At 70.8% G+C, this 19773-nt stretch carries 19 protein-coding genes; 12 read left to right on the top strand and 7 right to left on the bottom strand.

The window, feature by feature from the left end:
* Positions 1-49: 49 nt before the first annotated feature.
* The 5 genes from OG595_RS14965 (at position 50) to OG595_RS14945 (ending at position 3433) form a co-directional block, all read left to right on the top strand.
* Positions 50-460, top strand: a complete 411-nt coding sequence (locus tag OG595_RS14965) for a hypothetical protein (protein ID WP_329272162.1) — start codon at positions 50-52, stop codon at positions 458-460.
* Between the two features lie 108 nt (positions 461-568).
* Positions 569-1150: an RNA polymerase sigma factor gene (locus tag OG595_RS14960; RefSeq protein ID WP_329272160.1), complete on the top strand. Its 582-nt coding sequence runs from the start codon at positions 569-571 to the stop codon at positions 1148-1150.
* Complete coding sequence (locus OG595_RS14955; protein WP_329272158.1) at positions 1147-1344, top strand: hypothetical protein; 198 nt, start codon at positions 1147-1149, stop codon at positions 1342-1344. The genes OG595_RS14960 and OG595_RS14955 overlap by 4 nt, the downstream gene beginning before the upstream one ends.
* A 269-nt stretch (positions 1345-1613) precedes the next feature.
* On the top strand, positions 1614-2276 hold the full coding sequence (locus OG595_RS14950) for an RNA polymerase sigma factor (protein WP_329272156.1): 663 nt from the start codon (positions 1614-1616) through the stop codon (positions 2274-2276).
* Positions 2276-3433, top strand: a complete 1158-nt coding sequence (locus OG595_RS14945; RefSeq protein ID WP_329272154.1) for an ATP synthase subunit C — start codon at positions 2276-2278, stop codon at positions 3431-3433. The genes OG595_RS14950 and OG595_RS14945 overlap by 1 nt, the downstream gene beginning before the upstream one ends.
* 308 nt (positions 3434-3741) lie before the next feature.
* On the opposite strand, the gene OG595_RS14940 is transcribed toward OG595_RS14945, so the two are convergent.
* Positions 3742-4575, bottom strand: coding sequence for a L,D-transpeptidase family protein (locus OG595_RS14940; RefSeq protein ID WP_443073032.1), 834 nt, complete (start codon positions 4573-4575; stop codon positions 3742-3744).
* 273 nt (positions 4576-4848) lie between these two features.
* Complete coding sequence (locus tag OG595_RS14935; RefSeq protein WP_329272149.1) at positions 4849-6279, bottom strand: FAD-dependent oxidoreductase; 1431 nt, start codon at positions 6277-6279, stop codon at positions 4849-4851.
* A 74-nt stretch (positions 6280-6353) separates the two neighbouring features.
* Between OG595_RS14935 and OG595_RS14930 the strand changes: the two genes are divergently transcribed.
* The 3 genes from OG595_RS14930 (at position 6354) to OG595_RS14920 (ending at position 9500) form a co-directional block, all read left to right on the top strand.
* Entirely contained in the window at positions 6354-7043 is a 690-nt protein-coding gene (locus tag OG595_RS14930; RefSeq protein WP_329272147.1) for a TetR/AcrR family transcriptional regulator C-terminal domain-containing protein, read from the top strand.
* Positions 7044-7167: 124 nt separating this feature from the next.
* The gene (locus OG595_RS14925) at positions 7168-8154 is read left to right on the top strand and encodes a glycosyltransferase family 2 protein (protein WP_329272145.1); all 987 of its coding nucleotides are present in this window, start codon (positions 7168-7170) and stop codon (positions 8152-8154) included.
* Entirely contained in the window at positions 8151-9500 is a 1350-nt protein-coding gene (locus tag OG595_RS14920) for a polysialyltransferase family glycosyltransferase (RefSeq protein ID WP_329272143.1), read from the top strand. Before OG595_RS14925 ends, OG595_RS14920 begins: the two co-directional genes overlap by 4 nt.
* A gap of 66 nt (positions 9501-9566) precedes the next feature.
* Here the strand turns inward: OG595_RS14920 and OG595_RS14915 are convergent, their stop codons facing one another.
* The 3 genes from OG595_RS14915 to OG595_RS14905 form a co-directional block, all read right to left on the bottom strand.
* Positions 9567-10763, bottom strand: coding sequence for an acyltransferase family protein (locus tag OG595_RS14915; RefSeq protein ID WP_329272141.1), 1197 nt, complete (start codon positions 10761-10763; stop codon positions 9567-9569).
* A 284-nt stretch (positions 10764-11047) separates the two neighbouring features.
* Positions 11048-12427 (bottom strand): polysialyltransferase family glycosyltransferase, encoded by a 1380-nt coding sequence (locus OG595_RS14910; RefSeq protein ID WP_329272139.1) that lies wholly within the window; start codon positions 12425-12427, stop codon positions 11048-11050.
* Positions 12427-13413, bottom strand: coding sequence for a glycosyltransferase family 2 protein (locus OG595_RS14905; protein WP_329272137.1), 987 nt, complete (start codon positions 13411-13413; stop codon positions 12427-12429). The genes OG595_RS14910 and OG595_RS14905 overlap by 1 nt, the downstream gene beginning before the upstream one ends.
* 198 nt (positions 13414-13611) lie before the next feature.
* On the opposite strand from OG595_RS14905, the gene OG595_RS14900 reads away from it, so the two are divergent.
* From OG595_RS14900 to OG595_RS14885, 4 genes are all read left to right on the top strand, one after another.
* Positions 13612-14928 (top strand): DUF6716 putative glycosyltransferase, encoded by a 1317-nt coding sequence (locus tag OG595_RS14900; RefSeq protein ID WP_329272133.1) that lies wholly within the window; start codon positions 13612-13614, stop codon positions 14926-14928.
* A gap of 50 nt (positions 14929-14978) precedes the next feature.
* A complete protein-coding gene (locus OG595_RS14895) occupies positions 14979-16295 on the top strand; it encodes an N-acylneuraminate cytidylyltransferase (RefSeq protein WP_329272131.1) in 1317 nt (438 codons plus the stop codon).
* 12 nt (positions 16296-16307) lie between these two features.
* Entirely contained in the window at positions 16308-17243 is a 936-nt protein-coding gene (locus OG595_RS14890) for an N-acetylneuraminate synthase family protein (protein WP_053745842.1), read from the top strand.
* A gap of 101 nt (positions 17244-17344) precedes the next feature.
* Complete coding sequence (locus tag OG595_RS14885) at positions 17345-18580, top strand: hypothetical protein (protein ID WP_329272127.1); 1236 nt, start codon at positions 17345-17347, stop codon at positions 18578-18580.
* A 30-nt stretch (positions 18581-18610) separates the two neighbouring features.
* On the opposite strand, the gene OG595_RS14880 is transcribed toward OG595_RS14885, so the two are convergent.
* Together OG595_RS14880 and OG595_RS14875 are read right to left on the bottom strand one after the other, a co-directional pair.
* Entirely contained in the window at positions 18611-18997 is a 387-nt protein-coding gene (locus OG595_RS14880; protein WP_329272124.1) for a VOC family protein, read from the bottom strand.
* Between the two features lie 40 nt (positions 18998-19037).
* Complete coding sequence (locus OG595_RS14875; protein ID WP_329272122.1) at positions 19038-19745, bottom strand: class I SAM-dependent DNA methyltransferase; 708 nt, start codon at positions 19743-19745, stop codon at positions 19038-19040.
* Between the last annotated feature and the right edge of the window lie 28 nt (positions 19746-19773).

The following is a 19773-nucleotide window of genomic DNA, read 5'->3' as shown; positions in this document are numbered from 1 at the left end:
TCGCCGGTATGGGGTGACGCGCGCCGCCGCCTGCGCGCTTTCCTGGACTGTGACAGCACACCGAGCACCAGAAAGAGCCGCCCGCGCGACCCGTCCGCAGGCCGCCGCGAAGCCCGTACGGTGGGCCGCCGACACCGTCGCGACGATGCGCGAGGGCGCGCGGCTGCGCCTCGACTACTCGACCCAGAGTCTGTGGCGCGCCGACCGGATGATCGAGGAACTCCGCCGCGAGCAGACGCCGTACCCCGCCGTGGAGTCGGTGCTGCGCGGCTTCGGGGCGTACACGGGCGAGGTGATCGTGCGGCGGACCGGAGGGGCCGCCGAGTGGCTGGAGTCGGGCGGCGGGCACTGGGTCCGTACGGCCGACGGCCGGCTGTGGGACCCGGTCGACGAGGCCCGCCGCTGTTTCGCCGGCCATGGTTCGCTGCGGCTGCTGTGCCGGGACGCGACCGCGGTCTGAACCGGCGCGAGCAGTGACGTTTCCGCGCTGAGCGACGCAGATGCCCATGGGGACGGGGAGTCGAACCCGTACTCGCACTCGGTGCGCCGGTACGGACGGGGACAGCGCTTGGGCCAGCAACGACGGGAACCCCGCCGGGTACAGGCGTACGACGCGGAGCTGGGCGACGCCGTCGCGCGGGCCCAGGACGGGGACGAGGCGGCCTTCGCGGTCGCGTACCGGCTCGTGCAGCCCGGACTCCTCGGCTATCTGCGCGGGCTCGTCGGCGACGAGGCGGAGGACGTGGCGTCCGACGCCTGGCTGGAGATCTCCCGCGACCTGGGCCGCTTCAAGGGCGACGGCGCCGGTTTCCGCGGCTGGACGGCGACCATCGCCCGCAACCGCGCCCTCGACCTGCTGCGCCGCAGACGGACCCGGCCCCAGGGGGCGCCGCTCGAACAGGACGTACTGGACCTGCCCGGCCCGTACAGCACCCCCGACCAGGCGCTGGAGATCCTCTCCACGGAGTACGCCCTCGGGCTCATCGCCGGACTTCCGCGCGACCAGGCCGAGGCGGTCCTGCTCCGCGTCGTCGTCGGTCTCGACGCCCCCGCCGCCGCCCGTGTCCTCGGCAAACGCCCCGGCGCGGTACGCACGGCCGCGCACAGGGGCCTGAAACGCCTCGCCCGGCAACTGGGAGAAGTCACATGAACGGCGACGACAGGACAGGCGGCCGGCCGCCATGGCGCCTGGCCGGGCTGCTCGCGGCAGCCCTGCGCGAAGGCCCACGGGACGACGGCACCACCGGCGAAGGGGAGAGGAAGGCGGTCGCCGCCTTTGTCGTGGCCCGGGACTCCGGCGCGCACAAGGTGGCACGCACCCGGCGCCGGGACGACTGGCGATGACGGAGGGCCCCGCTGGGCGCCGATGGCAACGACCGGGGCCGCCACCCCCCACAGGAGAGGCCCCGGCCGTCGCGCGGCACGGGCCGCGCGGCGGCCCGTATCTCCTACAGCGCCGCGCGTGCGTTTTCTGTCACACCGTCACCGCGTCACGAGTTAGTTGCACGTTGTACGGACATGGACGAGGAGCACTTTCACGCCGTAACGTGCCTTTCGCTACAGGCTGCGGACGACAGGCAAACTGCATCCACTGAAATCTTGAGGTGTGCGCGGTGCAGGGGGACGACGCGGAGCTGACCACCGCGGTGCTTGCGGCACAGGCCGGGGACGAGACCGCGTTCCGGACTGTGTACCGCGCGGTGCACCCACGGCTGCTCGGGTACGTGCGGACGCTGGTCGGCGACCCGGACGCCGAGGACGTGACGTCCGAGGCCTGGCTCCAGATCGCCCGTGACCTGGACCGCTTCAGCGGGGACGCGGACCGCTTCCGGGGCTGGGCCGCCCGGATCGCCCGCAACCGTGCCCTCGATCACATACGGATGCGCGGGCGCCGCCCCGCCATAGGCGGCGACGAGACCGAACTGTCCGGCCGGGCCGCCGACTCCGACACGGCGGGCGAGGCCATGGAGTCGCTGGCCACCGACAGCACCCTCGCCCTCATCGCCCAGCTGCCCCAGGACCAGGCCGAGGCCGTCGTCCTGCGGGTGGTCGTCGGCCTCGACGCCAAGACCGCCGCCGAGACCCTCGGCAAGCGCCCCGGAGCAGTCCGCACGGCGGCGCACCGAGGTCTGAGACGGCTCGCGGAGCTGCTGGGGGCGGACCCGGACGCGACCGCCGCACTCGACGCGCTGCCGCCCCCACGGGAACCGCACGGACGTGCGGTGTCGTCGGCCGGTGTGACGCATACGCGTTCGCGGACGCAGAAGGACATGTGATGGCCGACGACGACCCGTACAGGTGGCTGGACCGCGCTGCGGCGGAGCGTTTGCTGAGCGGGGAGCCGCTGGAGACCTCACTGGAGTCCGCCGGCCCCGAAGCCCGCGACCGGGCCGAGCTGCTCGCCAAGACCCTGGGCGCGCTCTCCGTGGAGACCCCGCCCGGCAACGCCGAACTCCCGGGCGAGGCAGCCGCGTTGGCCGCTTTCCGCAAGGCCCGCCCGGCCCCGGACCTCAGCACCGCCGCTCCCGCGACCGCCATCCTGCCCGCCTCGGACCCGGACTCGGACATGGGCCTCGTACGGGTGGGAGGCTTCGGGCGTTTCGGTGCCGCGCCCCGGAGCGGTGCCCGTAAGGCCCGCTGGGGCCGTCCCCTGCGGCTGGGGCTCGGTGCCGCGCTGGCCGTCGGCATGGTCGGCTCGGCCGCGATGGCCGCCGGTGTCGCCGTCCTGCCGAACCTGTTCGGCGGCGACGAGCCCGGCCGCCCCGCCGCCACCGTGTCGGCCGGTGAGTCACGCGACCCCATGCGGGCCTCGCCGTCGCCGGACGCCACCCGGGGCAAGGGCGTCCCGTCCCTCCGGCCCGGCAGCACGGCCGGGGGTTCCTTCGACAAGGGCGCCGCCGGTGGTGACGAGCCCGGGAGCAGCCCGACCGGCGAGGGACAGGAGTCCCGCTCCGACCCGGCCCTGCCCGGTGACTGGCGCAGCGCGCTCGCCCTGTCCTGCCGTGACATGCGCAGCGGCAAGAAGCTGGAGGCGGAGCGCAGACGGGCCCTGGAGAAGGCGGCCAAGGGTGCCGAGCAGGTGCCGCAGTACTGCGAGGACACCCTCAGGGACGAACCGGCCGTCCGCTCGAACGTCGACACGGGCACCGGCACCGGGGCGGGCGGCGCGGCCACCGGCCCCGAGGACGGGCAGAACGGCGCCGGGGACACCGGCGGCAAGGGCAACGGCGTGAGTGGTGGCAACGGCGGCGGCGACGGCGGTGGAAGCGGCCACGGGAGCGGCGACGGCGGGGGCCGCGGCGGCCGTGCCGCGGCGAAGCCGACGCCCACACCGACGTCCTTCACCGCGCTCAGGGCGGACGAGCCCCAGAACGAACCGGCCCCGGACCCCGACCCGTCGTACGGCGTCCTGCCGATGCCGACGGCCACCTGAGCCCCGTAGGCCGCGTAGGACCCGGTCACGCCTCTCCGCGCGAGCCGCACCGCACGGCGCCGGGATCGACCGTTGCGCACCGCGCCGACCTGCACGGACGCGCGCCGGCGAAGTTCCCGCGTGCCGGGTGTGACACTTTCGGCGGCGCCGACGCAGTAGGAAGTGAGCCGACTGGTCATCGGTTCCTCGCACAGAGCCGGGGGTTCCCCCCGTACCTTCGGCTCGTGCACCTGGCGCGGGCGGGACACGTTCCCCCGGTCCCGTCCGCGCCCCAAACTCTCCCTGCTGCCCCCTTCACCGCCGCGGGCTCACCAGTAGATGACGACCTTGTCGCCGGTGCTCACCTCGGCGAAGATCGCGGCGATCGCCGTCTCGTCCCGGATGTTCACGCAGCCGTGCGAGGCGCCGCCGTAACCGCGGGCCGCGAAGTCGGCGGAGTAGTGGACGGCCTGGCCGCCGCTGAAGAACATCGCGTAGGGCATGGGGGAGTCGTAGAGCGTCGACACGTGGTGCCGTGACTTCCAGTAGACGCTGAAGACGCCTTCCCGGGTCGGCGTGTACTGGCTGCCGAACCGCACGGCCACCGTCGAGACGGTCCGGCCGTCGATCATCCAGCGCAGCGTCCGGCTCGTCTTGCTGATGCACAGCACCCGGCCCGTGAGACAGCGCGGGTCGGGGTAGGCGGCCGGCTGCCCGCCCATCAGATACAGCTCCCACTGCCCTGGCTCGTGCGTCATCCGCAGCAGCCGCTGCCAGGTGACGGTGTCGGTCCGTCCGGTGCGCGGCAGCCCGCGCTTGCCCTGGAAGCCCTTGACGGCGGTCTCCGTCAGATCGTCGTACGAGCCGGTCGGCCCGTCGAAGAGCCAGGCGACCTGACGCAGCCGCGCCTGGAGTTCCCGCACGTCCCGCCCGCTGTCACCGCGCGACCAGAGGACGGCGGCGGGCGGCGAGGTAACGGGATCCGCCTTCTTGGGCGTGGACGTGGACGGGGACCTGGGCGCCGGTGTGGCCGTGGCGCCGGGTCTGTCGTCGGAGGGCGGGTGCGAGACCTGGATGTGCACGGGCGACCGGGGGTCGCCGTCCGGGTCGGTGGTCTGCACCGTGCAGCCGCCCACGACCAGAACCGTGAGAACGGCGGACATCACCTTTCGCATGCCCCTGGTACGCAAGCCGGACCCCCCGAAGCTCATCGCCTGACCCCCGTGCAAGTTACGCCGAGGCACACACCATGACGCGCGAGTCGGCCCCAGGACTACCCGTCGAACCGATGTACAGGCCCGCCGCGCCTTCCGATGCCCCCTGAGCTGGGCGCTTCATTCGAATGGGTGATCGGAAGGGGACTCTCCGTGGACACCCTCCTCGACGGCTGACCGTGGGCCTGTCGTCCGCGCCGTGAAGATGTCGCCGGCCCGTTCCTACACCGGGCCCTGGACGCCCAGCCCCGCCGCGTACTCCCGCAGCCCCTCCGCCGTGGCCCCCGCCCAGCCGACGTAGCCGTCCGGGCGGACGAGGAAGACGCCCGTGCCGTACGGCCCGTACGAGCGGAGGCGGAGCGTGGGGACCGGGAGCGTCGGAAGCGAAGTGGCCGTGCCCACCGTCAGCAGGGTCCAGTGCGGGCCGCGGAACGCGTCGAAGAGGCGTACGCCGTCCACCGTGCCGTCCGGGGCGCGGTCGCCCGCGTGGACCGGGCCCGGGGACGGGCGCGTCTCCACCGTCAGCGACGAGTCGCGGTAGCCGAGGGCGAGCTGCCGGGTCGCCTCGCCGCGCCTGATCTCGCCGCGGTGGACCCCCGTCGAGATGCCCAGCATCTGCCCGGCGATCGGCCGGCGCTCCTCCTCGTACGTGGCCAGCAGGGACTCGGCCGCCCCGCCCCGCAGCACCGCGCCCAGCTTCCAGCCCAGGTTGTACGCGTCCTGGACGCTCGTGTTCAGGCCCTGGCCCCCGGCGGGGGAGTGGACGTGCGCCGCGTCCCCGGCGAGGAACACGCGGCCGGCGCGGAAGCTGTCCGCCAGTGCCGCGCGCGGGCGGAAGTCGGAGGCCCAGCGGACCTCGGTCACGTCCTCGGGGGCAAGGTGCGAGCGGGTCGCGGCGACCTTGCGGATGCCTTCCAGGGACAGGTCCGGGTGGTCCCCCTCCGGAAACTGGGCCACGAGCTGGAAGTCCTCGGTCCCGGCCAGCGGGCAGATCGCCATGAACCCCTCGCCCGCATCGCCGGGCGGGAAGACATGCCAGTTGTCGCGGTCCAGCCCGGTGATCCGTACGTCCGCCACGAGGATCGGGTTCGGGTCGACGGTCTCGCCCGTCATCCCGATGCCCAGCGCCCGGCGGACCGTCGAGCGGCCACCGTCGGCCGCGACGACGTACCGGGCCCGGACGGGCTCCCCGGCGGCGAAGGCGACCGTCACGCCCTCCGCGTCCTGCTCGAACCCCACGACCTCGCGGCCGAACTCCACCCGACCGCCCAGCTCCGTCAGCCGCGCGGACAGGATCTCCTGAGTCCGCCACTGCGGCACCATCCACGGCTCGGCGCCGTACGGCGAGTCCCCGTCCGTCCCCGACTCCTCCGCCGGGTCGAACATCCGGTGCTCGCCCGCCCGCTCGCCGTCCCGCCAGATCATCCCGACCGGGTACGGGCCGCCGGCCGCCCGGATCGCGTCCACCACCCCGAGGTCGTCGAAGACCTCCATCGTGCGCGGCTGGATGCCCTTGCCCCGCGATCCGGGGAACAGCCTCCCGGCCCGCTCCACCACCACCGCGTCCACCCCGCGCCGCGCGAGGTCCACGGCGAGTGCCAGTCCGGTGGGACCCGCGCCCACCACCAGTACGTCAGTCAGTACGGCGGCCATCACGACCATCTCCTTAACGTTGTTAAGTCACCTTGCTCTCCGAGAGTGGACTTAACGGTGTTAAGTTGTCAAGCGTGAGCACGGAACCAGCGGAACCAGAGCGACGACCCGAACGGCCCGGACGCCGAGCCCCCCTCGACCGCAAACGCGTCGCGGACACCGCACTCAGACTCCTGGGCGAGGTCGGCCTCGACGGACTCACCCTGCGTGCCATCGCCAAGGAACTGGACGTCAAGGCGCCCGCCCTGTACTGGCACTTCAAGGACAAGCAGGCACTGCTCGACGAGATGGCGACCGAGATGTACCGGCGGATGGTCGCCGGCCCGCCCCCTGGCCCCGACGTCCCCTGGGACGAGCGGCTGCTCGCCGCCAACCGCGGCCTGCGCGACGCCCTGCTCGGCTACCGCGACGGCGCCAAGGTGTTCAGCGGCTCCCGTTTCACCGGTGTCGAGCACGCCGTACAGATGGAGGAGAACCTCCGCTGCTTCGTCGAGGCGGGCTTCACCCCGGCCCAGGCCGTGCGGGCGAACATGACGGCGTACGTCTATACGATTGGCTTCGTCACGGAGGAACAGGGCGTCCAGCCGCTGCCCGGCGAGCGCCGGGAGGGGTACGACGTCGAGGAGCGGGCCCGGCGGATGGCAGACTTTCCCCTGTCGGCCGCGGCCGGCGCCGAGGTCTTCCAGGACTACGACCGACAGTTCGAGGAAGGGCTGGGGCTGGTGCTCGCAGGGATCAGGACGACGTACGGCAAGTCGTCATGACGCGCTGGGAGTTCGGCCCGGCCCTCATCCTTCGAGCGCTGTCCGGCCGGGACCGAGTTGACATCCGGCGCCGAATAACTCTTACTGTCGCGGAATCTGCAGCTGAGAGAGCCCAGGTGTGCGCGTGACCAACCGATCCCCGATACTGTCCGTCATCGTCCCTTGTTACAACATCGAGACCTACGTCTCGGACACAGTGGCGAGTCTCGTCAACAACGACCAGGACGACTTCGAGTTCATCTTCATCGAGGACCGCTCGACGAAGGACAAGACCTACGAGGCGTTGCTGGAACTGACGAAGCGGCTGAAGCACGGCAGGGTGATCCAGCACGAGCAGAACGGCGGCCTGGCCACCGCGCGCAACACCGGCATCGACGCGGCCGAAGGCACCTACCTCACCTTCCTCGACGGTGACGACTGGCTGGCCCCGGGCTATCTGAAGGACCTCGTCGACTCGATCCAGCGCCACGACGTCGACTTCGTGCGCACCGACCACGTCCAGGTCAACGGCATCGAGCGGGCCGTCCACCGGGCGCCCGAGGGCCGCCGGAACGTCCCGCTGGACCCGCGCACCTCGATCCTCCCGGTCGACGACACCACGATGGTCGACTACCCCTACGCCTGGGCCGGCGTCTACCACCGCCGCCTCCTCGACAAGAGCCTGCTGCGCTTCCACGACGGTCTCAAGACCGCCGAGGACCGCCCCTGGATCTGGGACCTGCACCGCAGGGCCGAGTCCTACGCGGTCGCCAGCCTGCGCGGTGTCTTCTACCGCCGGGGCGTCACCACCTCCCTGACCCAGATCGGCGACGTCCGCCAGCTGGACTTCTTCCGGTCCTTCGACCTCGTACTCGCCGAACTGGCGAACGACCCCGAGGTCGGGCTGCTGCGCAAGAAGGCGCTGCGCAACTACTGCGTCGTCATCGCCCACCAGCTGCTCCAGCGCAGCCGGTTCGACCGGCCCACGGCCGCGAAACTGCGGCAGATGAGCGCCGACGCGCTGAACAAGATGTCCGAGGACGAGCTCCAGGCCGCCCTCATCGGGATGGGCGAGCAACGCGTCCATCTGCTGCGGCGCGTGCGCGGCGGTATGAAGGGAATCGCGGCATGATCCAGATCTTCTTCTCGGCGACGCAGTACGCCGCGGCGACCGTCACGGCCGCCATCCGCGCCGGCCTCTTCGGCCCGCGCGAGGACCACCGCCGCATCCTGGTCGTCAGCAACACGGCCGCCATTCCGGAGGTCGGCACCCCGCTCGACAGGATGGCCGGCTTCGAGAAGCTGCGGCCCGAGTTCGACGAGGTGCGCTCCTGGAACGAGTTCATCTCCCCGCACCACCCGGCCGGCTGGTCCCCCCGCGCGCAGGACGCCATCATGTGGGAGAAGGCCGTACGTCTGGCCTGGGACCTCGGTGACGAGCCCGTCGAGATCGCCTGCGAGTCGATCCAGGCGAACCCCTCCCGAGCGGTCGCCGAGATCTTCGCCGACAGCCCGATCCACGTGTACGCGGACGGCCTGATGAGCTACGGCCCCACCCGTAACCGCGTCCCGCACGGCATGAGCAGCCGCATCGCGCGTGTTCTGCACCTCGACCTCATACCGGGCCTTCGGCCCCTCCTCCTCGCCGAGTACGGCGTGGAGCCGGTGCCGATCCCCAACGAGCCGATCGTCGGCGTGCTCAACGAGATCGGGGAGCAGGGCGCCGACATCCTGGCCGCCCGCATCCCGGCCGAGAACCCCCCGACGGCCGTGCTCCTCGGCCAGTACCTGTCCGCCATCAACCTCATCACCCAGGAGGAAGAGGAGGAGCTGCACGTCCGGATGCTCCGGGCGGCGGCAAAGGCCGGTCACACGGCCGTCCTGTTCAAGCCGCACCCGAGCGCCCCGGCGGCGTACTCCACGTCCCTCCAGTCCGCCGCCACGGAACTCGGCGTGCACCTGAGCGTGCTGAACGAGCCGGTGCTCGCCGAGACGGTGTTCGCGTTCCTGAAGCCGCAGCTCGTCGTGGGCTGCTTCTCCACCGCGCTGATGACCGCCGCGACCTTCTACGGCATCCCGGTCGCCCGCGTCGGCACGGAGACGCTCCTCGACCGCATCACGCCGTACGAGAACAGCAACCGCATCCCGCTCACCATCATCGACGCGGCCCTGCCCGACGCCGAACGCGACCTCGCGTCCAGCATCGGCACACCGTCCGACGACCCCGGGCTCGTCGAGCGGCTGTCGCCGCTGGTGAAGGCGGTCGGGTACTGCATGCAGTCCCGCAAGCACCCGCAGCTGCGCGACGAGGTCGCCGCCTGGCTGTCGACTCACCTCTCGGAGAACGCCCACTACTTCAAGCGCCGCCGCCTGACCAGCCTCCGCCTCCCCGGCGGCAGCGCGGTCCGCGCGGAGACGCTGCGGCGCAACCCGACGGTCCGCAAGGTCGTGAAGAGGGTCAGGGCCGCACGGTCCTGACAGGCATGAACACGAGGAGGCCCGGGGTCGGTGTCCGACCCCGGGCCTCCTCGTGTCCGCTGTCCGCTACGCCTGCTTCAGCTTCTCGCCCAGCTTCTTCGACTGGAGCGTCATCGTCCGCTTCAGCCGGGAGCCGAACGGTTTCTCGACGAACCGGTGCATCAGCCAGGCCAGCGACAGCAGGCTCGCCACCGTCGCGAGGATCGTCAGGTACGGGTCGAGGCCCCAGCCGCGGTGCAGGACCCGGATGAAGAACCAGCCCAGGTGCTCGTGGATCAGGTAGAAGGGGTACGTCAACGCGCCCGCGACCGTCAGCCAGTTCCAGTTCGCCCAGCTCGTCCAGCCCAGCGCCACCACCGCGACGGACGCGAAGGCGACCAGCACGATGGCCTGGATGACCAGCGGGTTGCGCACGAAGTCGCCCTGCGCGCCCGGGTGCCACAGCGCCGTCACCGAGTAGCGCTGGCCCAGCAGGTACGACATGCCGACGATGCCCCACAGGAGCAGGTCGCTGCCGTAGCGGTGGATCAGGTAGAGGGCCAGGCCGCCGATGAAGAAGGGGGCGTGGTCACGGAAGGTGAGTTCCGAGATCAGCGGGTTGTCCGCGACGCGGGCGAAGGCGCCGGCCAGCGTCCACAGGATGCAGAACGTCACCACCCGGCGGTAGGTGACGCCCTTCCAGACCACGAACAGCGCGAACAGCACGTAGAACTTGAGCTCCACCCACAGCGTCCAGCACACGCCCAGGACACGCGGCACGCCCAGCGGCTGCTGCATCATCGTGAGGTTGACCAGGAACTCGTCGCCGCGCACATGGTGCACGACCACCGGCATCAGGAACGAGGCGGCGGTGACCATGACGATCGCGACCCAGTACGCCGGGTAGAGACGGGCGATGCGCGAGCGGAAGAAGTCGCCCAGCGTCTTGCCCCAGCTGCTCATGCAGATCACGAAGCCACTGATGACGAAGAAGAACTGCACCCCGAGGCTGCCGTAGGTGGCGAACCGGGACAGGGTCGGGAACATCACACCGGGCGACTGGTGCCAGGACTCGGCGACCTGGCCGTTCTTGCCGGCGAAGTGGTACATGCAGACCATCAGGGCGGCCACCAGCCGCAGTCCGTCCAGCGCCTTCAGCCGGCTGACCGGGCGGCGCTTCACGGTTTCGGCGGCGGGCGCGGCGGCCGGTTCGGCACTCCCGGACCGCGGGGCCGGCGGCGGGCCCGGTAGCGGGGGGGCCATGGTCTGATCGGCCGCGGTCATCGGGTGGCCTTTCGCAGCTGGGACAAGAGAACGAGTGCACAGCAGAACAAGAGAAACTGACTCATCGACGGCAACCAGGAGAGTCAGGGGCAAGCCAAAGAGGTAGCACAGAACTCTCACGGATGAACAACCGGTCAGGTCATTGACGTATGCACGCACGCGTACGGGCGGGGACGCCCACGCGTACACACACCTACGCGTCGCCACCCGTCCGTATACGAAACGGGGGGCGACGCGTTCGGCAGATTAAATCTTCGCAGTGCCCGTTGTCACAGATTCACCGGTCACCGCTTGACGGTCCTGCTGAGCGCCCGCGCCCTGCGCGCGATCCGGCGCACGGTCGCGTTGCGCGGGATGAACGACAGCTGGGACGGCAGGGCGCCGGGCAGTGCCAGCGAGGTCAGACGGCGGCGCTTGAAGTAGCGCCAGGTCTGCTCGGTGAGGTGCTTGGAGAGGTAGCTCTCCGCCTCCGGGCGCAGCCGGGGATAGATCCGGGGCTGCATGCAGAAGCCGATCGCCTTGACGAGCCCGGCCAGGTTCTTGCCGACCTGCTTCTCCGACGGCATCGCCCACTTCTTGACGGCCTTGGCGTCCGCGAGGTCCGGCAGCAGCAGGTCGACGATGGTCAGGGGCACACGGTTGCTGTTCTGGTACGGCGTGATCTTCTCCAGCACGGTGTCCGTGCCGACCCGGGCGACCGGGATGCCGTAGAGGCCGGCGGCCGTGAACAGGCCGGTGGAGAAGCAGCCGACGACCAGCGCGGGACGCAGCCGCTGGAAGATGACCTCGGCGAGCACGGGCCGGTCCAGGACGGTGAGTTCCGCGCCGAGCTTCTTCGCCTCCGTCTCCAGGGACCGCGACCAGGCCGTGGGCGCGGTCGGGTGCGGCTTGAAGACGAGCGAGAGGTGTCCGGCCTTCACGGCGCCGCGCACCATGCGCAGATGCAGCTCCTCCTCCTCGCGCGGGGTGAGGATGCCGAGCGCGGAGAGGTACTGGCCCAGGAGCAGCGCGGGCCGGCCCTGCGGGAGGTTCTCCCAGTTCACCGTCTCGTCCCCGGCCTCGGCGAGTTCGCCCAGCACCTTCAGGAACGCCTCGGACGGCACGAGTTCGGCGGGCACGCCGAACTCGGTGAGCAGCAGCGGGGTGAGGCCCGGGACGAGATCGAGGTGCAGCAGGCGCCCGATGCGGGTGCCGACCAGCGCGTCGATCTTGTCGCGCGTGGGGCCATAACTTATGAGGCCGTCCGCGTAGACGTCGACGGGAGCGCCGGTGAACAGCTGGCACAGCGCGAGAGCCGGGTTGACCTGCACGGACTCGACGACCAGCTGGATGTTGTCGTCCCCGAGGTTCCACAGCAGCCGCAGGTGCCGCTCCCACAGCGGGACGTCGTCGGCGCGCGGGCCCCAGCCGCTGGGGTGGAACGGGGCGATCGTCTCGTTCCAGGAAAGGACCTCGTCGAACCGCCCGCTCACCCGGTCGAAGCCGGACATCGCGTCGAGCCCGGGGGTGATCTCGGGGTTGGCCGCGTTGTTGGTGATCACCAGCAGTCTTCGGTCGGCGGGGCCGAAGAGCCCGGCGTCGAGGGCGGCGGCCAGCGTGGCGGCGCCGTACAGCGTCGACGCGCAGAAGATCTGCGTGGTGCGGGTCTTTTTGCTGCCGGACATCAGACGGACACCGTCCCGGCGGACGCGGAGACGGGCCTGCGCCGCACCTTCCGCAGTCGGTTGGCCCGCTGGGCGTCCATCGAGTCGATGGCCTCCGCGAGGACGTCCTGCGGCATCCGCTTCAGCGCGGCGGCGCTCAGGGAGCGCAGTTTTCGGGCCACGGCGGGTTCGAACCTCTCGATCGCTCCGAGATGATGAGCCATGATCGCGCAGTAGGTGCGCACTGCTTTCGGCAGCAGCCTATCCGCCTCGGGGTCCCGGGCCGTCTCCTCGATGACCTGGTCGAAGGCCCTGATGAAGTCGAGTTGGCGAACATCACCGATTTGGGTGAGCGAGGAGGCGACCCCACGCCGGTAGAAGACGCCGAGCAGCCCCACCGCGGCGAACGACTCCGCCTCCCGGTGCAGCTTCCAGATCCACGGCCGGTCCTCCGCCGTACGCAGCCCGTCGGTGAAGTGCAGGATGCCGCGGTCGACGAGCCGGCGGTGGTAGATGCCCGCCCAGGCGTAGGCGTAGTCGACGGAGGTGGTGCGGTCGGTGGGCAGGATCGCGTCCCGCGGTGACATCACGACCCCGCGCCGGCCGTGCGGGACCCGATGGATCGCGCGTGCCCTGTTGGTGCACTGGACATGGTCCGTGCGAACGAAATCGCAGCCCAACTCCTCAATAGATTCGAGGAGTTGAGGGAAATAGCCGGGCGCGAGCCAGTCGTCGCCGTCGAGGAACGTGAGGTATTCGCCACGCGCTTTGTCGATACCGGTGTTGCGGGCGGTGGCCAGGCCTCCGTTCTTCTCGTGGCTGACCAGCACGGCGCCCGGCAGCTCGCGCTCTGCGCGCGCGAGGATGTCCGGAGTCTCGTCGCGAGAACAGTCGTCGACGAGGATGAACTCGAAGTCCTCGCGCGCGTTGGCGCGCAGGCTCTTCAGAGTGTCGGGCGCGTATTGCTGCACGTTGTAGAACGGCACGATGACGGAGAGCTTGACCACGAGTCCGAGGTTAGAGCCTCTCCGGTGGTCTCACTTTACCCGGGGTTTGATGTCGGGTGAACTACATGTGTCCGCCCGGTGAATCAAGGGGGTTTCTGCACGTTTGACGTCTTGATTCAAGTCGACGCGACCCTTTGTTAACCCTTTGTTGCCTTGGGATTGGGTGGAAGCCCCCCATGTCGGCTTAAGGTCTTGGGCGTGCCAGCCAGTACCACGAGCCCCATGAGGGTCGCCGTCCTCGCCGATTCCGACACTCGGTGGAAATGGGGTGCGCTCACAGCCAGCCGTATTTCTCCTGATAATTCCGACATTCATCTTGACGGCTACCTCCTCCGAGGCAGAGCCACCCCCACCGCCCGCCAGCTCCAGGAGGTGGGCGTCAGGGCGGACTCGCTGCGCGAGGTGACCGCCCTGGAGTTCCTGCGGGCCATGGACCAGGAGGAGCCGTACGACATCCTCGTGCTCGCCCTCGTCGGCGGTGGCGTCCAGGCGATGCTGCACGGCCTGGCACAGGTGTGGGACGACACGGCTCTGCGCCCCGTCGTCGTCACCGGCTATGTCGGGGTCGTCTACGAAAAGCTCGCCGACGGGCTCCTGCTGCGGCACGGCGCCGACCTGGTCCTCGCGAACTCCCGCCAGGACGCCGACCGCTTCAAGGCCGTGTACGACGGAGTCGGTGCCGATTCGTCCTCTGTGACCGAAGTCGCACTTCCGTTCCTGGGTGGCGCGACTTACACGGGTGAGCATGGTCACCCGTACACCGTGGTGTTCGCCGCTCAGCCCTCCGTCCCGGAGAGCCGCAAGGACCGTACGTATCTCCTCGACCGGCTCGTGCAGCACGCGAGGCTGCACCCCGAGCGCGAGGTGCTGCTCAAGCTGCGCTCCAAGCCCGGCGAGCACACCACCCACATCGAGGAACTGCCCTACCAGAAACTGGCCCAGCGCGCCGACCTTCCGCCCAACTTCAAGCTCGTGTACGGGCACATGGGCGAGGTCCTGGACCGCACGGACCTGCTGGTCACCATCAGCTCCACGGCCGCTCTGGAGTCCCTGCACCGCAGCATCCCGACCGTCGTGCTGAGCGACCTGGGCGTGCGCGAGGCACTCGGCAACCACCACTTCATCGGCTCCGGCTGCCTCGCCTCCTGGGAGCAGCTCGACGCCGGTCACCAGCCCGTTCCCGACGCCGGGTGGGTGGCCCGCCAAGGAGTCGCCGCCGATGGCTCGTACGAGACGGCCTTCGACGCCGCACGCGACAGGATCGACCGTCTTCTGGGATCCTCGAAGCTTCCGCCCCTGGCCCCGTACTACACACCGATGACGGCTCCCGGATATTTGCCGGGTATTCTCGCTCGGCACCACCTCGGCCCCGACGGCGTTCCGCTGCCCGGAGCGCCGGCCGCCGACAAGGAGCCGGGAGCGGTGCGGCAGATCGTGCGTCGCGCGGCCCGCGGCGCCTACCGGCACGGCGTGCAGCGCGTCGCGCCCGTGATCCGGCGGATGGGGGAACTGTGACCCACCGGATCCCCCGTCAAACACGCGAAGAGCGTCAAGGAGTACAGGCAATGTCCAACCCGGAGTCCAACCTGGAAGCGGGCCGAGCGACCGCGCGGCCCCGCGTGCTCGCAGTGATCCCCGCGAGAGGGGGCTCCAAGGGCGTGCCCGCGAAGAACCTGCTGCCGGTCGGCGGGGTCCCGCTGGTCGCCCGCGCGGTGCGCGAGTGCCTCGCCGCCAAGCTGGTCACGGACGTCGTGGTCTCCACGGACGACCAGGCGATCGCCGCCGCAGCCCGGCAGGCCGGCGCCGAGGTCGTGCTGCGTCCCGCGGCCATCGCCGGTGACACCGCGACCTCCGAGGCCGCCGTCCTGCACGCCATGGACGCCCACGAGACGCTGCACGGCGCCACGGTCGACGTGGTCCTGCTCGTCCAGTGCACCAGCCCGTTCATCATCCGCGAGGACGTGGACGGCGTAGTCAACGCGGTCGTGCACAACGGCGCGGACAGCGCGCTGACCGTCGCGCCCTTCCACGGCTTCATCTGGCGCGACGCCGCCGACGACCCGCAGCCGGTGCCCGGCGAGCGCACGGCCGTCGAGGGCGGCACCGGCTCCGTGGCCACCGAGACGGTCACCGTCGGCGGCGGCTATGGCGTGAATCACGACAAGTCCTTCCGGCCCCGCCGCCAGGACCGCCCCCAGGACCTCCTGGAGACCGGCGCCGTCTACGCCATGAACGCGACCGGCTTCCGCCGGTCGAAGCACCGTTTCTTCGGTCACACCGAACCCGTGCGCACCGACCCGGCCCGTGTGCTGGAGATCGACGACCCGCACGACCTCGCCCGCGCCCGGGCCCTCGCGACGCTCTTCGACGCGAACCGCCCCGGCGCCCTCCCGACCGCCGACGACATCGACGCGGTCGTACTCGACTTCGACGGCACCCAGACCGACGACAGGGTGCTGATCGACTCCGAGGGACGGGAATTCGTCTCCGTGCATCGCGGTGACGGACTCGGCATCGCCGCTCTGCGCAAGAGCGGCCTCACCATGCTGATCCTGTCCTCGGAGCAGAACCCGGTCGTCGCCGCCCGCGCACGGAAGCTACAGCTGCCCGTGCTGCACGGCATCGACCGGAAAGACCTCGCGCTGAAGCAGTGGTGCGAGGAGCAGGGCATCGCGCCGGAGCGCGTGCTCTACGTCGGCAACGACGTCAACGACCTCCCGTGCTTCGCCCTCGTGGGCTGGCCCGTGGCGGTCGCGAGCGCCCACGACGTTGTGCGCGGCGCCGCACGCGCGGTCACCACCGTTCCCGGCGGCGACGGCGCGATCCGAGAGATCGCCAGCTGGATCCTCGGCCCCTCTCTCGACCCCCTCAACAAGAAGTAAGGAACCCCCAGAATGACCTCCACCCGCTTGCGCTCGTTCGGTTCCAAGACCGCCGGCCCCGGCCAGCCCGTCTACATCTGTGGCGAGATCGGCATCAACCACAACGGTGACCTTGAGAACGCCTTCAAGCTGATCGACGTGGCCGCCGAAGCCGGCTGCGACGCGGTCAAGTTCCAGAAGCGCACCCCGGAGATCTGCACCCCGCGCGACCAGTGGGACATCGAGCGCGACACCCCCTGGGGCCGCATGACCTACATCGACTACCGCCACCGTGTGGAGTTCGGTGAGGACGACTACCGCCAGATCGACGAGCACTGCAAGAAGCGCGGCATCGACTGGTTCGCCTCCCCGTGGGACACCGAGGCCGTCGCGTTCCTGGAGAAGTTCGACGTCCCGGCCCACAAGGTCGCCTCCGCGTCCCTGACGGACGACGAGCTGCTCGTCGCCCTGCGCAAGACCGGCCGTACGGTCATCCTGTCGACGGGTATGTCCACCCCGAAGCAGATCCGTCACGCGGTCGAGGTGCTGGGCAGCGACAACATCCTGCTCTGCCACGCGACGTCCACCTACCCGGCGAAGGCCGAGGAGCTCAACCTCCGCGTGATCAACACGCTGGAGAAGGAGTACCCGAACGTCCCGATCGGCTACTCCGGCCACGAGACGGGCCTGCAGACCACGCTGGCCGCGGTCGCCCTCGGTGCCACCTTCGTCGAGCGTCACATCACCCTCGACCGCGCGATGTGGGGCTCCGACCAGGCCGCCTCCGTCGAGCCGCAGGGCCTGACCCGCCTCGTCCGTGACATCCGCACCATCTCCGAGTCCCTCGGCGACGGCGTCAAGAAGGTCTACGAGTCCGAGATCGGCCCGATGAAGAAGCTCCGTCGTGTCTCCGGCGTCATCGCCGACGCGGAGATCGCGGCTGCGGCGGGCGAGCCCGTCACCGCCTGATCCGCACCACTCAGCGGCCTCACCGGCGCCAGCCGCCGGTGACCACTGTCGTCCACGCGGATCCCCCAGTCCGTACTCACGGAAGCGACGGTCGTACGTCGATGAGCCCACGCGCCGGTACCACCGGCCCCCAAACTCTCGCCTTCGTCGAGAGCCCGGTCCAGCTTCTGAACGTGCTGGAATGGGCGCATGTGCACGCGCATGCGCTCAGCCCGGAGGGGGCCGGCGGTCCGGCGTCGGCTGTTTCCGCCCGCAAAAGGGGCAAACTCTCCGGAAGGGTCCCCGGACAGGCGTCGCGCCGCTGGCGCAGGGGCCAGAGCCGGCCGGAGGTCCACCGGGAACCCTCCCGTGGCGGACTGACCCTGGTGGTCCTCTCCCCGGTCGACCCGATGACCCGGGGCCAGCTGCGCCGCATGGCCGAACTCGCCCGCGAGGAGGGCCACGAGGTCCGCTGGGAGGACGCGCGGGCCGGAACCTCGGCCCCTTTCCGCACGATCGGCGGTCTCGCCCCCCTGCTGCGCAGGACGGAACGGATCGTCATGGGAGACCCGTTCTCCCGCTATGTCCAGGTACTCCTCAACATCACCAAGGCCCGCGACCTCGTCGTGGTCGACGACGGCACGGCGACCATGGAGTTCGTCTCCCAACTCGCGCGCGGTGAGCGCCTGGTGCGCTGGCACCGCAAGTCGCAGCGCCCCGGGGCGCGGGACCTGCTGTTCATCCCGGTGTCGTCGAAGGCCCGCCGCCGGCTGACCCCGGGCGGCAGGCGCCGGGTCGAGATCTTCTCCTCGATGCCGATCGAGGACACCCCCAAGGGCGTCGAGGTCACCTCCAACGACTTCGCCTGGACCCGCTCCCGCTTCGGCCCCCCGGTCATCTCCGAGGGCGCCGACATGGTCGGCACGTCACTCGTCGAGACGGGTGTGGTCGACGCCGACCGCTACCGCGACGCGGTCCGCGCCCTGGCCAAGGCCCACGGTGTGACGCGCTACTTCGCCCACCGCCGCGAGAGCGCCGAGAAACTCCACGACCTGGCGGCCTGCACGGGCCTTGAGGTGGTCCGCCCGGACCTCCCCCTGGAACTGATCGCCCGCCGCGGCCCCATCGGCCGTACGATCCTCAGCTTCCCCTCGACGGTCGTGCACACCCTCCCCCTGGCCCTGGCGGGCACAGATGTCAAGGTCGCCGTCTGCGACATCGACCCGGCCTGGCTGACCGCGAACGCTTCCCCGCGGGCGCAGGGGTTCCTCTCGGGCGTCACCGGTTCGGCCCGGGACGTGCAGCGCGTGTCGACGGAGTCGGGCCGCCCGACGAAGGAAGCGAAGGCGACGGGCTGAACGCCCGTACCCCGCACCCCCTGAGGGCTTTCAGGCGCCCTCCGCCACACAGAACTCGTTGCCCTCCGGGTCCAGCAGGACCACATGGGCCTCGTGGCGGGAGAGGACGGTCGCGCCCAGCGCCGTGAGCCGGTCGAGCTCGGCGGCCAGGTCGGGCGCCGTCAGGTCCAGGTGGAGCCGGTTCTTGCCGCGCTTGGGCTCCGGGACGCGCTGGACCCACAGCCGGGGACCGCCGTCCAGTGGTTCCAGCAGGACCGTCGGGTCGTCCTCCGGACCGTCGATCCCCAGCGCCCGCAGCCGGGCGAGTTCGGCCTCGTCGTACGGGGCGATCGCGTAACCGTCGAGCGCGGCGGCCCAGAAGCGGGCCAGTGGGGCCGGGTGGGCCGAGTCGACGACGATGTCATGGAGGCGCGCCATACGCCCATGATGCGGGCGCGGCCCGGGAGTCGTCCCCGGGCTACGCCATCGGCTTGCGCGCCAGCAGGTACACGCGCTGGCGGGTCTCGTCCTCGTACGGTTCGCGGACCGTTTGCGCGTGCAGGGTCAGGCCCGCCTTGGCCAGGAGTTCGGCCACCCGGTCCGGCGTACGGAACCAGTAGTCCAGCGACATCTCGTGGCCGAAGCGTTCCGCGAGGTGCAGGGGGCCGTCGTCGGGGCCCGCCTGGAAGCCGAGGAGGACATGGCCGCCGGGTGCCAGGACACGGTGGAACTCCGCGAACACCGCGGGCAGGGCGGCGTCCGGGACGTGGATGATCGAGTACAGGGCCAGGACCCCGCCCAGCGTCTCGTCCGGGAGGTCCAGGGATGTCATCGAGCCCACGTGGAACCGGAGTTCGGGGTGGGCCTGGCGGGCCAGTGCCACCATGCGCGGGGACAGGTCCACGCCGAACACCGGGACGCCGAGGGCGTGCAGTCTCGCGGTGACGTACCCGGGGCCGGAGCCGATGTCCGCGACGGGCGCGGTGCCCTGCGCCCGCACCAGCTCGGCGAAGGCGGCGAGAAGGGCGCGGTCCAGGGGAAGGTCCGTCAAGTGGTCCGCGTATCGCTCTGTGTAGTCGGCGGCCATGGCGTCGTAGGACGCGCGGGTGGCCTGGAGGAAGTCCGGTGAGTCCGGTACGGCGGCCTGTATGGAGTCCGGAACGGACACCTGGTTCGGGGCGGTCACGGGGGTGCACGTTACCCGGGGGCGGCGC

This window comes from Streptomyces sp. NBC_01451 (genome assembly GCF_036227485.1).
Classification (GTDB): Bacteria; Actinomycetota; Actinomycetes; order Streptomycetales; family Streptomycetaceae; genus Streptomyces.
The sequence above is the reverse complement of the archived record's forward strand: the minus strand, read 5'-3'. Positions and strand labels throughout refer to the sequence as shown.

What these genes read in the sequence shown, in the direction of transcription:
- OG595_RS14955 (WP_329272158.1), top strand. Translation starts at nt 1,147, where the DNA reads ATGAACGGCGACGACAGGACAGGCGGCCGGCCGCCATGGCGCCTGGCC.
- OG595_RS14945 (WP_329272154.1), top strand. Translation starts at nt 2,276, where the DNA reads ATGGCCGACGACGACCCGTACAGGTGGCTGGACCGCGCTGCGGCGGAG.
- OG595_RS14940 (WP_443073032.1), bottom strand. Translation starts at nt 4,575, where the DNA reads ATGTCCGCCGTTCTCACGGTTCTGGTCGTGGGCGGCTGCACGGTGCAG.
- OG595_RS14935 (WP_329272149.1), bottom strand. Translation starts at nt 6,279, where the DNA reads ATGGCCGCCGTACTGACTGACGTACTGGTGGTGGGCGCGGGTCCCACC.
- OG595_RS14920 (WP_329272143.1), top strand. Translation starts at nt 8,151, where the DNA reads ATGATCCAGATCTTCTTCTCGGCGACGCAGTACGCCGCGGCGACCGTC.
- OG595_RS14915 (WP_329272141.1), bottom strand. Translation starts at nt 10,763, where the DNA reads ATGACCGCGGCCGATCAGACCATGGCCCCCCCGCTACCGGGCCCGCCG.
- OG595_RS14910 (WP_329272139.1), bottom strand. Translation starts at nt 12,427, where the DNA reads ATGTCCGGCAGCAAAAAGACCCGCACCACGCAGATCTTCTGCGCGTCG.
- OG595_RS14895 (WP_329272131.1), top strand. Translation starts at nt 14,979, where the DNA reads ATGTCCAACCCGGAGTCCAACCTGGAAGCGGGCCGAGCGACCGCGCGG.
- OG595_RS14890 (WP_053745842.1), top strand. Translation starts at nt 16,308, where the DNA reads ATGACCTCCACCCGCTTGCGCTCGTTCGGTTCCAAGACCGCCGGCCCC.
- OG595_RS14885 (WP_329272127.1), top strand. Translation starts at nt 17,345, where the DNA reads ATGAGCCCACGCGCCGGTACCACCGGCCCCCAAACTCTCGCCTTCGTC.
- OG595_RS14880 (WP_329272124.1), bottom strand. Translation starts at nt 18,997, where the DNA reads ATGGCGCGCCTCCATGACATCGTCGTCGACTCGGCCCACCCGGCCCCA.